Annotated in this window: 12 protein-coding genes; 3 read left to right on the forward strand and 9 right to left on the reverse strand. The window is 71.6% G+C overall.

Annotated features, from left to right (window positions below; translation table 11 throughout):
* The first annotated feature begins 608 nt into the window (after positions 1-608).
* Positions 609-1,811, forward strand: coding sequence for an amino acid deaminase/aldolase (locus ACY34M_RS21975; protein WP_462719485.1), 1,203 nt, complete (start codon positions 609-611; stop codon positions 1,809-1,811).
* Between the two features lie 22 nt (positions 1,812-1,833).
* Here the strand turns inward: ACY34M_RS21975 and ACY34M_RS21980 are convergent, their stop codons facing one another.
* From ACY34M_RS21980 to ACY34M_RS21995, 4 genes are read right to left on the reverse strand one after another with little or no spacing between them, the layout of a single operon-like run.
* Complete coding sequence (locus ACY34M_RS21980; protein WP_462719484.1) at positions 1,834-3,141, reverse strand: HAD family hydrolase; 1,308 nt, start codon at positions 3,139-3,141, stop codon at positions 1,834-1,836.
* A 43-nt stretch (positions 3,142-3,184) separates the two neighbouring features.
* Positions 3,185-3,967 (reverse strand): 3-oxoacyl-ACP reductase, encoded by a 783-nt coding sequence (locus ACY34M_RS21985; protein ID WP_462719483.1) that lies wholly within the window; start codon positions 3,965-3,967, stop codon positions 3,185-3,187.
* Between the two features lie 7 nt (positions 3,968-3,974).
* Positions 3,975-5,354: an aldehyde dehydrogenase family protein gene (locus tag ACY34M_RS21990; RefSeq protein ID WP_462719482.1), complete on the reverse strand. Its 1,380-nt coding sequence runs from the start codon at positions 5,352-5,354 to the stop codon at positions 3,975-3,977.
* Positions 5,351-6,715 (reverse strand): glutamine synthetase family protein, encoded by a 1,365-nt coding sequence (locus tag ACY34M_RS21995; protein WP_462719481.1) that lies wholly within the window; start codon positions 6,713-6,715, stop codon positions 5,351-5,353. The genes ACY34M_RS21990 and ACY34M_RS21995 overlap by 4 nt, the downstream gene beginning before the upstream one ends.
* Before the next feature lie 195 nt (positions 6,716-6,910).
* Between ACY34M_RS21995 and ACY34M_RS22000 the strand changes: the two genes are divergently transcribed.
* The gene (locus ACY34M_RS22000; RefSeq protein WP_462719711.1) at positions 6,911-7,609 is read left to right on the forward strand and encodes a gamma-glutamyl-gamma-aminobutyrate hydrolase family protein; all 699 of its coding nucleotides are present in this window, start codon (positions 6,911-6,913) and stop codon (positions 7,607-7,609) included.
* Here ACY34M_RS22000 and ACY34M_RS22005 read toward each other — a convergent pair.
* On the reverse strand, positions 7,563-8,468 hold the full coding sequence (locus ACY34M_RS22005; protein WP_462719710.1) for a phosphotransferase family protein: 906 nt from the start codon (positions 8,466-8,468) through the stop codon (positions 7,563-7,565). The genes ACY34M_RS22000 and ACY34M_RS22005 overlap by 47 nt on opposite strands.
* Positions 8,469-8,556: 88 nt before the next feature.
* A complete protein-coding gene (locus ACY34M_RS22010; RefSeq protein ID WP_462719480.1) occupies positions 8,557-9,498 on the reverse strand; it encodes a LysR family transcriptional regulator in 942 nt (313 codons plus the stop codon).
* Between the two features lie 70 nt (positions 9,499-9,568).
* Between ACY34M_RS22010 and ACY34M_RS22015 the strand changes: the two genes are divergently transcribed.
* Positions 9,569-10,741 carry a TDT family transporter gene (locus ACY34M_RS22015; RefSeq protein ID WP_462719479.1) on the forward strand — a complete coding sequence of 391 codons (1,173 nt, stop codon included), beginning with the start codon at positions 9,569-9,571 and terminating at the stop codon, positions 10,739-10,741.
* Positions 10,742-10,786: 45 nt separating this feature from the next.
* Here ACY34M_RS22015 and ACY34M_RS22020 read toward each other — a convergent pair whose 3' ends face one another.
* The 3 genes from ACY34M_RS22020 to ACY34M_RS22030 all read right to left on the reverse strand — a co-directional run bounded on the left by ACY34M_RS22020 (position 10,787) and on the right by ACY34M_RS22030 (position 14,891).
* The gene (locus ACY34M_RS22020) at positions 10,787-11,509 is read right to left on the reverse strand and encodes a helical backbone metal receptor (protein WP_462719478.1); all 723 of its coding nucleotides are present in this window, start codon (positions 11,507-11,509) and stop codon (positions 10,787-10,789) included.
* A gap of 12 nt (positions 11,510-11,521) precedes the next feature.
* Complete coding sequence (locus ACY34M_RS22025; RefSeq protein WP_462719477.1) at positions 11,522-12,094, reverse strand: helix-turn-helix domain-containing protein; 573 nt, start codon at positions 12,092-12,094, stop codon at positions 11,522-11,524.
* Positions 12,095-12,284: 190 nt separating this feature from the next.
* Entirely contained in the window at positions 12,285-14,891 is a 2,607-nt protein-coding gene (locus tag ACY34M_RS22030; protein ID WP_462719476.1) for an ABC transporter permease/substrate binding protein, read from the reverse strand.
* Between the last annotated feature and the right edge of the window lie 138 nt (positions 14,892-15,029).

The raw sequence follows: 15,029 nt of genomic DNA on the forward strand, positions 1-15,029 counted from the left end.
TGCTCGAAGGCGCGGGCGCGGGCGGCGGACCGGGCTTTCCTGCGGGCGCAGGCGGCGGACCGGGCTTGCTTGCCGGGGCGGGCGCAGCAGCAGGCGGCGGACCGGGCTTCCCTGCGGGCGCAGGCGCGGGTGCGGGCTGTGGGCCGGGCGTCTGCGGCGGCGCCGGGCGCTGGGCGGGCGGGGTCTCCGGGGGCAGCGGCACGCCGGAGCTCTTCGGCGGTGCGGGCCGGGAGCGGCCGTCGTCCGGGGTCCCCGCCGAAGCCGTCGGCACCTTCCCCTTGTCGCCCGGCGGCGGCCCGTCGGGCAGACGGGAGGAGGCGGTGGGCGGCGGGGGCGCGGAGGACGACGACGCGGACGAGGGCGACGGGGATGATGTGGGGGGCAACGGTGCGGCCGTGGGGGGAAGTTCGGTGGACGGGGGCGGGCCGGCGGGTCGCGGCGGAACGCGTCTGGCTTCCGTGCTCATGCCTCCCCCGTCTCCTTGAGCCAACGTGCGCGTCACTCTAACGGGCCCGACCAGGTCAACGCGTACTCCGCACACGGGATCGACCGATCCATCACCATCCGTCCCCCTACCCTGCGGTAATCCTGTCTGGCAGGCTTCGGCCATGACACCGCGCTCCGCCGATCGGGCCCGGTACGACCGGGCCACCGCTCATCTCGACGCCCCGCTCGCGCTCGTGGACCTGGACGCGTTCGACGCCAACGCCGACGACCTGGTACGCCGGGCCGGCGGCAAGCCGATCCGCGTCGCCAGCAAGTCCGTGCGCTGCCGCGCCCTGCTGGAACGGGTGCTGGCACGGCCGGGGTTCGCCGGGATCATGTCGTACACCCTCGCCGAGTCGCTGTGGCTCGCGCGCTCCGGGTTCGACGACGTGCTCCTCGCCTACCCCTCGGCCGACCGCTCCGGCTTCGCGGAGCTGGCGCACGATCCGAAGCTGGCGGCGGCCGTGACCGTGATGGTCGACGACCCCGCCCAGCTGCGGCTGATCGACAACGCGCGGGACGGAGGCCGCGAGGAGATCCGGGTCTGCGTGGAGCTGGACACCTCGTGGCGGACGCTCGGCGGCCGGGTCCGGGTCGGCGCGCTCAGGTCACCCCTGCGTACGCCCTCCCAACTCGCCGACCTGGCGCGCGTCGTGACCCGCCGCCCCGGCTTCCGGCTCGCGGGGATCATGGCGTACGAGGGTCATGTCGCGGGCGTCGGGGACTCGCTCGCAGGGCGGCCGGTGCGCTCGCGGGCGATCCGGCTGATGCAGGCGGCCGCCCGCAAGGAGCTGGCGGTGCGGCGGGCGGAGGTGGTGCGCGCGGTGCGGTCCGTGGCGCCCGACCTGGAGTTCGTGAACGGGGGCGGCACGGGGAGCGTGCAGCACACGGCGGCGGAGGCGGCCGTGACCGAGATCGCGGCGGGCTCGGGGCTCTACGTACCGCGGCTCTTCGACAACTACACGTCGTTCACGGGGCGTCCGGCCGCGCTGTTCGCGCAGCCCGTGGTGCGCAGGCCGGGCGTCGGGGTCGTCACCGTGCTCGGCGGCGGCTACCCGGCCTCGGGGGCGGCGGGCGCCGACCGGCTGCCGGTGCCGTATCTGCCGGAGGGGCTGCGCTACGACGCGCAGGAGGGCCCCGGCGAGGTGCAGACGCCGCTGCTCGGCTCGGCCGCCGACGATCTACTCATCGGGGACAAGGTGTGGTTCCGGCACGCGAAGGCCGGCGAGCTGTGCGAGCGGTTCGAGACGCTGCGGCTGGTGTCCGGGGACCGGATCGTGGAGACGGTGCCGACGTACCGGGGCGAGGGCTACACGTTCCTGTAGCCCTCACCCCCTGACGTGGGGCTCAGTGGATCGAGTCGACCTGGTCGGGGACGACGGAGCCGTCGTCCCTGAGCAGCGGCCCGAAGCCGCCCTCCGGCTTGTTGTACCCGGCCGTGGAGCACGGGTACGTGCCGGTCTTCTGCGGCAGCGGCTCGATGAACATCGGGTTGGCGACCCAGCGTCCGTCGGCGTTGTCGTAGGCCCGGCACATGATCTCGGGCTTGTTGCGGTTGAGGACGAGGTGGGCGCCGGTCGCGTCGTTCACGAACGTCACGTCGGTGTCGGCGTCACCGCCGCCGAGCGCGATGCGCTTGCCCCACTTCTGCTGCTCCCAGGCCGACTTCCCCTTGATGTGGAAGATCTCCTGGTTGATCCAGCACCGCTTGCCGTCGATGTACGGGATGGCCTCGCCCTGGCTCCTGCCGACGCCGCCGCAGCCCTCGTTGTACGTGGTGATGCGGCCCTTGCCGTCGAGGACCGAGCGGATGGCGATGGTGTGCTCGCGGTCGATGCCGACACCCCCTGAGCCCGCAGCCCACACCTCGGTCACCGGCTCGGACCCGGCGGAGACGATGTAGACGTCGAAGCCGGCCTTCTGCAGCGTGCGGATCAGGTCGCGCTGCTGCTCGTAGTAGCGCACGTAGCCGGGGATGGTGTGCGTGCCGAGCTTCTGTGTGGAGCCGACGGGTGCGGCGAGCGCCTCGGTGCGGGCGGCGGCCGCGTACGACTCCAGTTCGGGGACGGTGTGGCCCGCGAACAGCTGGGGCACCCAGGCGTACTGGGGCACGGTGCGGCGGTGGTTCCAGTCGCCCTCGAAGGCGGCGGCGCCGCTCATCGTCTTGCCGGACTCACGGATGTTGAAGATCTCGTCCGTGCAGTCGGTGTCGGTGGAGGTGGGCAGCGGGGCGCCCACGGGGACGTCGGTGCCGCAGGCGGCGGTGAGCGCCTTGTCGGCGTCGTCGGTCATCCACTTGCTGGTCTTCTTCCAGCTCGCGGGCCGCAGGATCTTGTCGTGCTTGAGCGACCAGGCGATGGTCGCGTCGGTGACGTCGTTCTTGCTGACGGTGTTGTCCCAGTCGAACGCGGCGACGGGACGCGGGCCCTTGTGGCCGCCGCAGGTTCCCCGTTCGTCGATCATGCGCTGGAGCTTGGCCCGGTTCTGGCCGTACCAGGGCAGCTTCTTCGACAGCTGGGGGCACTTGGCGGAGGCACTGCGCCCGGAGGCGGGCTGTGCGGACGTGGCGGCGGCCGCGGGTGTGGTGAGGCTCGCGGCCGCCATCAGGGCGGCGGCCGCGACCGAGGTCCACGCGGCAACATGTCTGTTACGCATGTGAGTGGACCGTACACGCGTAAGCCCCTTGCTCACAGGGTTCTCACACCGGTGTCACGTACGCGCCCGAGATCCCGCCATCGACCAGGAAGTCGGTGGCGTTCACGAACGCCGCGTCGTCGCTGGCGAGGAAGGCGACGGCCGCCGCGATCTCCGTGGCCTCGGCGAATCGGCCGACCGGAATGTGCACGAGCCGGCGCGCCGCCCGCTCCGGGTCCTTGGCGAACAGCTCCTGCAGCAGCGGGGTGTTGACCGGGCCCGGGCACAGGGCGTTGACCCGGATGCCCTCGCGGGCGAACTGCACGCCCAGCTCGCGGGACATGGCGAGGACCCCGCCCTTGGACGCGGTGTACGAGATCTGCGAGGTGGCGGCGCCCATCCGGGCCACGAACGACGCCGTGTTGATGATGGAGCCCCTGCCCTGGCGCCGCATGTACGGGATGGCCGCCTTGCAGCACAGGTACACGGAGGTCAGGTTGACCTCCTGGACCCGCTTCCAGGCCTCCAGGCCCGTGTCGAGGATCGAGTCGTCGTCCGGGGGCGAGATGCCCGCGTTGTTGAAGGCGACGTCGACGCTGCCGTAGGTGTCGTACGCGGTCTTGAACAGCGCCTCGACCTGTTCGGCGTCGGTGACGTCGACCTGGACGAAGGTGCCGCCCACGTCCTCGGCCGCCTTCTTGCCCGCGCCCGCGTCGATGTCCGCGCAGACGACGTGCGCGCCCTCGGAGGCGAGGCGACGCGCGGTGGCGAGGCCGATGCCGCTGCCTGCGCCGGTGACGACTGCGGTGCGGCCGACGAGGCGGCGGCAGATGATGTCCTGGGTCATAGGGGTGTCAGGCCTCCGGGCTTTCCGTGCTGATGAAGACGTTCTTGGTCTCGGTGAACGCGGTGAGGGCGTCGGGGCCGAGTTCACGGCCGAGCCCGGACTGCCCGTGGCCGCCGAAGGGGGTCCAGTAGCGCACGGCCGAGTGCGAGTTGACGGACAGGTTCCCGGCGCGGACGCCTTGGGAGACGCGCAGCGCGCGGCCCACGTCGCGGGTCCAGATGGAACCGGCGAGTCCGTACTCCGTGGCGTTGGCGAGGCGTACGGCGTCCGCCTCGTCGTCGAAGGGCAGGACGACGGCGACGGGGCCGAAGACCTCCTCGACGGCGACGGGTGCGTCGGGGTCGGCGCCGGTGAGGACGGTGGGCGGGAACCAGAAGCCGGGTCCCTGCGGGGCCGCGCCCCTGATGGCGGGCTCGCACAGCGGGACGTAGGAACGCACCCGCTCCAGCTGCGCCTTGGAGATGAGCGGTCCCATCTGCGTCTTCTCGTCCGCCGGGTCGCCGACGACGACCGACTCGACGGCCGGGGCGAGCAGCTCCAGGAACCGGTCGTGGACGGACCGCTGGACGAGGATGCGGGTGCGGGCGCAGCAGTCCTGTCCGGAGTTGTCGAGGAACGACATGGGGGCGGCCAGGGCCGCGGCCTCGACGTCCGCGTCGGCGAACACGATGTTCGGGCTCTTGCCGCCGAGTTCGAGGGTCACCCGCTTCACGCGGTCGGCGCACTTGGCCATGACCCGCTTGCCGACGCGGGCGGAGCCGGTGAACACGATCTTGGCCACGCCGGGATGCTCGACGAGGGCGTCGCCCGCGACGGGCCCCTCCCCCGGCAGCACCTGGAAGAGCCCCTCGGGCAGCCCCGCCTCCAGGGCGAGCTCGGCGAGCCGCAGGGCGGTCAGCGGGGTCGTCTCCGCGGGTTTGAGGAGCACCGCGTTGCCCGCCGCGAGGGCCGGGGCGGTACCCCAGGCGGCGATCGGCATCGGGAAGTTCCAGGGGGCGATGACGCCGACGACGCCGAGCGGTTCGAGGACCGTGACGTCGAGGCCGCCGGGCACCGGGATCTGACGGCCATTCAGCCGCTCGACTCCCCCGGCCGCGTACTCCAGCAGATCGCGTACGTTGCCTGCCTCCCAGCGGGCGTTGCCGATGAGGTGCCCGGCCTCGCGCACCTCCAACTGGGCCAGTTCTTCCAGGTGTTGGTCGACGGTGGCCGCGAAGCGGCGCAGCAGGCGGGCCCGGTCGGCGGGGGCGGCCGCCGCCCAGGCGCGCTGGGCGCCGGTGGCGCGGACGACGGCGGCGTCGACGCCTTCGCGGGTGGTGGGCGGGACGGTGGCCACGAGCTCTTCCGTGGCCGGGTTCAGTACGTGCAGCACAGGGGTCCCTTTCACAGCCTTTCGAATCCTCGGCGCAGTTCCCAGTCGGTGACGGCGGCGTCGTACGCGTCGAGTTCGACGCGCGCCATGTTGCGGTAGTGGGCGACGACCTCGTCCCCGAAGGCCGCCTTGGCGAGCGGGCTGTTCTCCCAGAGCTCGGCGGCCTCGCGCAGGGTGGTGGGGACGTGTTCGTACTCGGCGGTGTAGGCGTTTCCGGCGCACGCCTCGGGCAGTTCGAGCTTGTTCTCGACCCCGTACAGGCCCGCCGCCACGAGGCCCGCCACGGCGAGGTACGGGTTGACGTCGCCGCCGGGGAGCCGGTTCTCGAAGCGGGTCGAGCGGCCGTGGCCGACGACGCGCAGCGCGCAGGTGCGGTTGTCGTGGCCCCAGGCGACGGCGGTCGGCGCGAAGGAGCCAGGCTGGAACCGCTTGTAGGAGTTGATGTTCGGCGCGTACAGGAGGGAGAAGTCGCGCAGGGCCGCGAGCTGCCCGGCGAGGAAGTGCCGCATGATCTCCGACATGCCGTGCCCGCCGGGGCCTGCCATGACGTTCGCACCGTCGGCGTCGGCGAGCGAGAGATGGATGTGGCAGGAGTTGCCCTCCCGCTCGTTGTACTTCGCCATGAAGGTGAGGGAGCGGCCCTCCTGCGCGGCGATCTCCTTGGCGCCGGTCTTGTAGATGGCGTGCTGGTCGCAGGTGACGAGGGCGTCGTCGTAGCGGAAGGCGATCTCGTGCTGGCCGGGGTTGCACTCGCCCTTCGCGGACTCGACCGTCAGGCCCGCGCCCGCCATCTCGTTGCGGATGCGGCGCAGCAGCGGCTCGATGCGGCCGGTCCCGAGGACGGAGTAGTCGATGTTGTACTGGTTCGCGGGCGTGAGGTGCCGGTAGTCCGCGTCCCAGGCCTGCTCGTACGTGTCGTTGAAGACGATGAATTCGAGTTCGGTGCCGACCTGCGCGGTGAGGCCGAGGGCGGCGAGGCGGTCGAGCTGGCGGCGCAGTATCTGCCGGGGCGCGGCGACGACCGGGGAGCCGTCGTCCCAGGCGAGGTCGGCGGTGAGCAGGGCGGTGCCCGCGTTCCAGGGGACGCGGCGCAGGGTGGACAGGTCGGGGTGCATGGCGAAGTCGCCGTAGCCGCGGTCCCAGGAGGACATGGCGTAACCGTCGACGGTGTTCATGTCGGTGTCGACGGCGAGCAGGTAGTTGCAGCCCTCCGTGCCGTGGTCGAGCACCTCGTCGAGGAAGAAGCGGGCGGCGAAGCGCTTGCCCTGGAGGCGGCCCTGCATGTCGGGGAACGCGAGGACCACGGTGTCGATCTCGCCGCTTTCGACGAGGGCGGTCAGCTCCTCCACGGTCAGCGGGGGTGTGCGGTCTGCCACGGGAAGATCCTCCTCAGGTCAACCGGAAGCCACAACGTAATCGCCGGGCCGCCCACCGGGGAAGAAGCCCACGCGCACGCGACCCGGACGGGGCACGCGCGGGCGCTGCCCGCATGCTGAACGCCCCGGTGTGGGCCCCGCGTGATCTCGTACGCTCGGGTGCTCGGCACGTACGGCATCGGGGAGCGGGACACCATGGTGAGCAGGCCGCTGATCGGCATCAGCACCTATCTCGAGGGCAGGGCCAGTTGGGGGATCTGGGAGATGCCCGCCGCGCTGCTGCCCGTCGGCTACCCGCGGCTCGTGCAGCAGTCGGGCGGCCTGGCCGCGATGACACCCCCGGACGACCCGAAGCACGCGCCTTCCGTGGTGGCCCGGCTCGACGGGGTGATCGTGGCGGGCGGCCCCGACGTGGATCCGGGCCGGTACGGCGCCGAGCGCGATCCGCGCACCGGGCCCGCGGCCACGGAGCGGGACGCGTGGGAACTCGCCCTGATCCGGGCGTCGTTGACGTCCGGCACGCCGCTGCTCGGCATTTGCCGCGGCATGCAGCTCCTGAACGTCGCGCTCGGCGGCACGCTCACCCAGCACATCGAGGGCCATGTGAAGGAGACGGGCGTCTTCGGCAACCACACGGTCACCCCGGTGCCCGGCACCCGCTACGGCGACCTCGTCCCGGAGGCCACGGAGGTCCCGACGTACCACCACCAGGCGGTCGACCGGCTCGGCAGGGGCCTCGTGGCCTCGGCCCACGCCGACGACGGCACGGTGGAGGCCGTCGAACTGCCGGGCATGTCCTGGGTGATGGGTGTCCAGTGGCATCCGGAGATGGGCGAGGACGCGCGCGTCACGGAAGGTCTGGTACGAGCCGCGGGTACGCCGCACGGTTTCTGAGCCGGGTCCGCAACCAGGCCAGCGCGGCCTCCCCCTGCGCCCGCTGGAACGGCCTGAGCGTCGGCAGCCCCGGCGGGGCGGGGCGGGCTGCGTGCGCCAGGAAGAACCCGGCGAGAGCGGCGAGCGTCCGCGTGACTCCCTCCGGGTCGGCCGCACGGCCCAACGGGTGCCCTGTGAACACCTCTTCGGGATCGGGACCGCCCTGCGCCCGTACGCACGGCAGCATCAGCAGCAGGTCGAACCAGGGCGCGGCGCGCAGCACGTGCGGCCAGTCGACGAAGACCACGCCGTCCGCGGTGAGCAGCATGTTGTCGGCACGGAGGTCGGCGTGTGCGAGCGTGTCGCCGGAGGCGAAGTCGTCCCAGGGCTCGGCGAGTTCGGCCAGCGGCTCGACTCGTCGCACGGTCCACGGATCGAGCCCCGCCTCCGCCACCCGCCCCTCGTCGAGCAGCCGCCGCCAGCCGTTGAAGTGACCGCCCAACTCCTCACGGACGCCGCGCGCGGGAAACGGAGCGGGCGTAAGAAGCCGCACCAGCCCGTCCACAGCCTCCAGCACCCGCGCCAACTCCCTCTCCCGCCACGGCACATGAGGCTGCCGTCCCGCCACGTCCTCGAAGGCGAGCGCCACCCAGCTCCCGTCGTCGTACGTACCGAGCAGCCGAGGGGCGGGCACACCGACCGGCAGAGCGGCGGCGTTGCGCGCCTCCCGACGATGCAGACGCGGACTGGCGGGATTGGCCTCCACCCCGACCACCTTGACGAACGCCCGCCGCCCGTCCTCCAGCACGACCCGCGCGGCGACACCGGGCGAGAACCCCCCGACCTGCGTCCGCGCCTCCACGACGGCCGCCCCGAGCATCTCCGCGCCAGGTGTCCCCTTCAAGCCCCTGCGGCGCTTGAGCAGCGGGGCCCGGGGCGGAGCCCCGAGACGTCACCCCCGGCTGGGCTCAACCGGACCGGGTGAGCGACAGCAGGTCCCTCGCCGGGCCGGCAGGCCGATGCCCGGTCGGCCACACCGCCCGCAGCTCCCGCCCCAACTCCGCCCCCTCCAGGGGAATCTCCACGAGCCGCCGAGCCGCCAGCTCCTCCCCCACCGCCAACTCGCTCAGCACGGAAGGCCCCGCCCCACTCACCGCCGCCGACTTCACCGCGGTCGTCGAGGAGAGCTCGATCAGCGGCCGGGCGAGCCCGCCGAGCGCCGCGTCGAGCACCTGCCGCGTCCCCGAACCCTCCTCCCGCAGAATGAGCGGCGTGGCGGCCAGCTCCTGCGCGGCCAGCGGCTTGCGGCGACGCGACCACGGATGCCCCGGCGCCGTCACCACGATCAGCCGGTCGTGCGCGATGACGGCCGAATCGAGACCCGCGGGGACCGTGCGCCCCTCCACGAACCCGAGGTCCGCCTCGCCGCCGAGCAGCCGCTCCGCGACTGCCGTCGAGTTCCCGGCCAGCAACGACACCGCCGTGTCGGGCCGCTCGGCCCGCAGCGCGATCAGCCAGCGCGGCAGCAGGTACTCGGCGATCGTCATGCTCGCCGCCACCCGCAGCCGCGAGTCGCGCCGGTCCCGCAGCGCCGACGCCCCCGCGTCGAACTGCTCGGCGGCCTCCACGATGGGCCGCGCCCAGTCCGTGACGAGCGCTCCGCTGTCGGTGAGCCGGGAGCCGCGCGGCGAGCGGTCGACGAGCGCGAGCCCGAGCTGCCGCTCCATCGACCGGATCCGGCTGCTCGCGGCGGGCTGTGTGATGCCGAGGGCGCGGGCGGCCGCGCCGAGGCTGCCGAGGCGGGCCACCGCGAGGAGGAGTTGCAGCGCGCCGAGTTCGGGCACACGGTGCGCGAGCCCCGCGTCGATCGCGTGCTCCGGTACTGCTGGTCCTGTGTCCTCCTGGCTCATAAGCCCAGGTTATGCGTTCATAGCGAGAACGTCCCTGGTGGGGGGCGAGCGTCGGCGGGACCGTGGAACCATGGTCAGCACCGCCTCTCCCGCATCCCGTCCCCTGCCCCGCACCCGCACCGTCCCCACGACGGGCGTCCGCGCCGCCGTCCGGCACCTCGGACCGAACTGGTACGCCGCCGTCATGGGCACCGCGATCGTCGCCAACGCGGGCGCCACGCTCCCCGTACGGTTCACCGGCCTGCGCACCGGCCTCACGGTGGTGTGGGCCCTTTCGTTCGTCCTGCTCCTCGCCCTCCTCGGCGCCCGCGCCCTGCACTGGGCGCACCACCGCGACCGGGCCAGGGAGCAGCTGCTCGACCCGACGGCCGCGCCGTTCTACGGCTGCCTGTCCATGGCGCTGCTCGCGGTGGGCGCGGGCACGGTGCTCGTCGGGCAGGACTGGATCGGTGTCCGGGCGGCGGTCGCCGTGGACGTCGTGCTGTTCATGGCGGGCACGGCGGTGGCGCTCACCGCGGCCGTCGCCATCCCGTACCTGATGGTGGTCCGGCACCGGATCGCCCTCGACGAGGCCTCGCCGGTGTGGCTGCTGCCGGTGGTGGCTCCCATGGTGTCGGCGGCCGTGGGCCCGCTGCTGGTGCCGCACCTGCCGGCCGGGCAGGCGCAGCAGACGCTCCTGTTCGCCTGCTGTGCCATGTTCGGACTGAGCCTGCTCGCGACGCTGGTGATGCTGCCGGCGATCTTCACGCGGCTCGTCACGGCGGGTCCGCTGCCGCTCGCGCTGACCCCGACGCTGTTCCTCGTGCTGGGTCCGCTGGGCCAGTCGACGACCGCCGCGAACAAGTTCGCCGATGCCGCGGACGGCGTGCTCCCCGCCTCGTACGCACATGGGTTCACCGCGTTCGCCGTCCTGTACGGCGTGCCGGTGATGGGCTTCGCCCTGATGTGGCTGGCGCTCGCCCTCGCGATGGTGCGGCGGGCCCGCCGTGAGGGCATGGGCTTCGCGATGACGTGGTGGGCGTTCACCTTCCCCGTCGGCACCTGTGTGACCGGCGCGGAGGGCCTGGGCGGACACACCGGCCTCGCGGCGTTCGACGCCCTCGCCGTCGTGCTGTACGTGGGTCTCGTGGCGATCTGGGCGGTCGCCGCGGTGCGCACGGCGCGCGGTCTGCTCAGCGGCCGGCTGCTCGCGGCGCCCCGGCCGGCGGCGAGCCCCGCGCCCGCCGCCACGGTCGGCGCCTGAGCGCCCGGTACCGCTTGAGGAGCGCCGTGCGACGGTCCCCGTCGGTCAGCGCTCCCCCGCCGCCCGCCGCAACGCCTCGCCGAGGACACGCGGCGCGGTCGCCAAGGACGGTCCGTACCAGGTGAGATGGCGCCCGCTGACCAGGGCCGCGGGTGTCTCGAACGCCTCGGGTCCGTCCTCGCGCGTGAAACGGTAGGGCTCGTCGGGCAGCACCACCACGTCCTTCTCCACCGCCCGCAGTTCGTCGAGCGGGATCCGCGGATAGCGCTCGGCATGGCCCGCGTACACGTTGTCCACGCCGAGCCGGGCGAGGAGGTCCCCGGCGAAGGTGTCCCGGCCGAGCACCATCCACGGGCGCCGCCAGATCGGCACGACTGTCCTCAACCGGTGTTCCGGCGCGGGCAGTTCGGCCCAGGCGACCTCCGCAAGCGTCAGCCAGTCCGGCCGGAGGCCCGCCCCGCAGGCCCGCAGCACCCGGTCCAGCTCGGCCACGGCCTGCGGCAGCTCGCGTATCTCGGTGACCAGTACCTCGATGCCCGCGGCGCGCAGGGCGGCGAGGTCCGGCGCCCGGTTCTCCTCCTCGTTGGCGACGACGAGGTCCGGGCGCAGCGCGACGATCGCGCGGACGTCGGGATTCTTCGTGCCGCCGATCCGGGCCACGTCGAGGCCCGCCGGATGTGTGCACCATTCGGTCGCGCCGACGAGCACTCCGGGCAGCGTCACGGCGACCGCTTCGGTGAGGGACGGGACCAGCGAGACGACGCGCACGGCGGGCCGCCGCTACTTCGGGCCGGGCTCGTCGACCGCCTCGATGTGCTCGGCGACCGCCACCACGACCACGCGCGCGTCCGGCACGGTCGCCCGCCACCGGTGCCGGACACCGCCGGTCAGGTACAGGGTGTCGCCGCGGACGAGCCGGTAGGCGCGCCCCTCCGCCTCGACCTCGACCGCGCCCTCCGTCACATGCATCAGCACGTCGTTGCGCAGCTGGAACTCGCGGCCCGGATCGTGGTCGCCGACGAACTCCTGGGCGTGCATCTGGTGGTGGCCGCGGACCAGGGACCGTACGACGAAGGCGTCGCCGCTCTCCACGGAGGCGTCGTCGGCGCGCACCAGATCCACGGTGCGGGCCGGGTCGGCGGCGGCGAGCAGTTCGACGGCGGTGGTGCCGAGGGCGTCGGCGACCTTCTCCAGGGAGCGGCGGCTGGGTCGCGCCCGCTCGTTCTCGACCTGGCTGAGGAACGGTACTGACAGGCCGCTGCGCTCGGCGACGGCCGACAGGGTCAGTTCGAGGGAGCGGCGGCGGCGCCGGACGGCCGCGCCCACGCGAAGTGATTCCTTGTGCTCGTCCATGGCTTCCGCTCCCTCCCGCCGGTCGTTCATGTGCCCGGTTCGTTTGAATGCACCCTACGCATGTTCACCCCGCGGTTTCATGTGAGCGCGGGAATGCGGTGGGTCACGATCGGATCGCTTGCACAACGCCGTGAGGGGCGGGTATCCCTCTCGGGAACCCGCCCCTCAGGGTCGGTCGTGCGTCAGAAGGTCAGGAAGCGGTCATCCGCTTCTCGACGTCCTGGTGCGTCTCGAGCCACTTGGAGACGGCCGCCTCCTCGTGCCCCTGACCCTGCTTCTTGATCTCGGACTCCAGGCCCGCCAGCTCGTCCTCGCTCATCTTGAAGTTCTTGAACCACTTCGTGAGCTGCGGGTACTTGCTGGGGAACTCCTTGTTGGCGATGGTCCGGATCTTGTCACCCGGGCCCCAGGCCTTCTTGGAGTCCTTGAGCTTCGTCAGCTTGTAGTCGTTGTACGCCCAGTGCGGGGACCAGAGCACGACCGCGATCGGCTCCTTCTTGGCGTACGCGCGACGGAGCTGCGCCAGCATCGCCGGCGTGGAGCCGTCGACGACCTTGTACTCCTTGTCCAGGCCGTAGGCCGGGAGCACGTCCTTCTTCAGCAGGCTCATCTCGCCGGTACCGGCCTCGATACCGATGATCTTGCCGTCGAAGAGCTTCGACTTGCCCTTCAGGTCCTCGTAGGACTTGACGCCCTTCACGTAGGACGGGACGGAGACCTCGAGGGAGGTCGGGCTGTACCAGCTGCCCAGGTCCGTGAGGTTGTTCTTGTTCTTGTCCCAGTAGTTGGACTGCGCGTGCGGGAGCCAGGCGTCGAAGTTGACGTCCAGGTCACCGCCGGCGAGGCCGGTGTAGACCGGGCCGACGTCCATCTGCTTCAGGTTGAGCTTGTAGCCCTTCTTCTCCAGAACGTGCTTCCAGAGGTGGGTGACCGCGACGTCCTCGTCCCAGGGGAACCAGGCGACGTTCACCGGGCGCTTGGCCTCGGCCGGGGCGCTCTGCTTGACCGGGGCGACCTTGTTGACGAAGCCGGGGTTCTTCTTCAGCCACGCCTTGACGGCGTCCTGCTGCTTGCCCTTGCCGACCTTGTTGATCTCGGCCTCAAGGCTGGTGAGCTGCTTCTCGCTCATCTTGAAGTTCTTGAGCCACTTGTTGGCCTCGGGGAACTCCTTGCCGAATCCCTTGCGGGCCAGCGTGTGCACACCGTCGCCCTTGCCCCAGGCGCCCTTCGGGTCCTTGAGCTTCGTGAGCTTGTAGTCGTTGTACGCCCAGTGCGGCGACCACAGCGTCGTGACGATCGGCTTCTTGGCGGAGTACGCGCGCTTCAGCTGCGCCAGCATGGCCGGCGTGGAACTGTCGACGACCTTGTACTCCTTGTCGAGGCCGTACTCCTTCAGGACCTTGCTCTTCAGCAGACCCATCTCGCCGGCGCTGGCCTCGATGCCGGTGATCTTGCCACCGAACTTGTCGGCCTGGCCCTTCAAGTCCTCCATGGACTTGATGTCCTTCATGTACGAAGGCACCGCCAGTTCGAGGGACGTCGGGCCGTACCACGAACCCAGGTCCTCGAGCTTGTCGCCGTACTTCTTCCAGTACTGGGCGTGCGTCGTCGGCAGCCAGGAGTCGGTCTCGAAGTCGATGCTGCCGTCGGCGAGCGAGGTGTAGAGCGGACCGGCGTCCATCTGCTTGGTCTCGACGTCGAAGCCGCGCTGCTCGAGGATCTCCTTCCACAGGAACGTCGAGGCGACGCCCTCGTCCCACGGGATGTAGCCGATGGAGATCTTCTTGCCCTGGCCCACGTTCGTGGACACGGCCTGGGAGGTGGAGGCGTTGTTCTGGCCGAACATGCCCATGCCGCCCGCGACGAGCGCGAGGACGACGACACCGACCACGGCGACGGCCGGGCGGGGGCGGTAGGACCAGATCTTCATGCCGTGCGCGGCGCGCAGCTTGGCGAGCGCGCGACGGCCGAGCGGGGAGACCTGCTGGCCGAGCGAGCTGGTCATGCGGTCCAGGTAGATCGCCAGGATGACGATCGAGATACCGGCCTCGGCGCCGAGGCCGACGTTCAGCTGGCCGATGGCCTCGTTGACGGAGCCACCGAGACCGCCGGTGCCGACCATGCCCGCGATGGCGGCCATGGACAGGCCGAGCATGATGACCTGGTTGACGCCCGCCATGATCGTCGGGAGGGCCAGCGGCAGCTGCACGCGCCACAGGGTCTTGGCCGGGGTCGTGCCGAACGCGTCGGCGGCCTCGACCAGTTCCTCGTCGACCTGCCGGATGCCCAGCTCGGTCATGCGCACGCCCGGCGGCACCGCGAAGATCAGCGTCGCGACGATACCGGCCGGGGCACCCGAACCGAAGAACAGAATGGCCGGGATCAGGTAGACCATCGCCGGCAGCGTCTGCATCAGGTCCAGGACCGGACGGAACAGGTTGCTGACGCGCTTGGAGCGCGCGGCCCAGATGCCGAGCGGCACGCCAATGATCAGCGCGATGAGCGTCGACACGAGGACGAGCGACAGCGTCAGCATCGCGTCGTCCCACAGCTCCAGGTTCTGGATGAACCAGAACCCGACGAAGGTGAGTACGCCCGCGAGCGTGCCGCGCAGCCAGAACGCGACGACGGCGAAGATGCCCGCCATCAGCAGCGGCTCGGGCGCCTGGAGGAGGTCGCTCAGGCCGTTGTAGACGCCGTTGAAGATGCTCTCGAAGAAGCCGAACAGCCAGTCGAGGTGGGTCAGCATCCACTGGACGATGCTGTTGACCCAGTCACCAAAGGGAATCCTAGGCACCGGCATTCACCTTCTCCGCCGGCTCGTCGCCCTCGTCGCGCTGCGACGGGACGGCGTCCTTCTTGTCCTTGGTGGGGCTCGCGGCCTCACCGTTCTCGTCGTTCTTGCCCTCGGTGCCGGCCGCGTCGTTCTCGACGG

This window comes from Streptomyces sp. EDA2-14 (genome assembly GCF_054963755.1).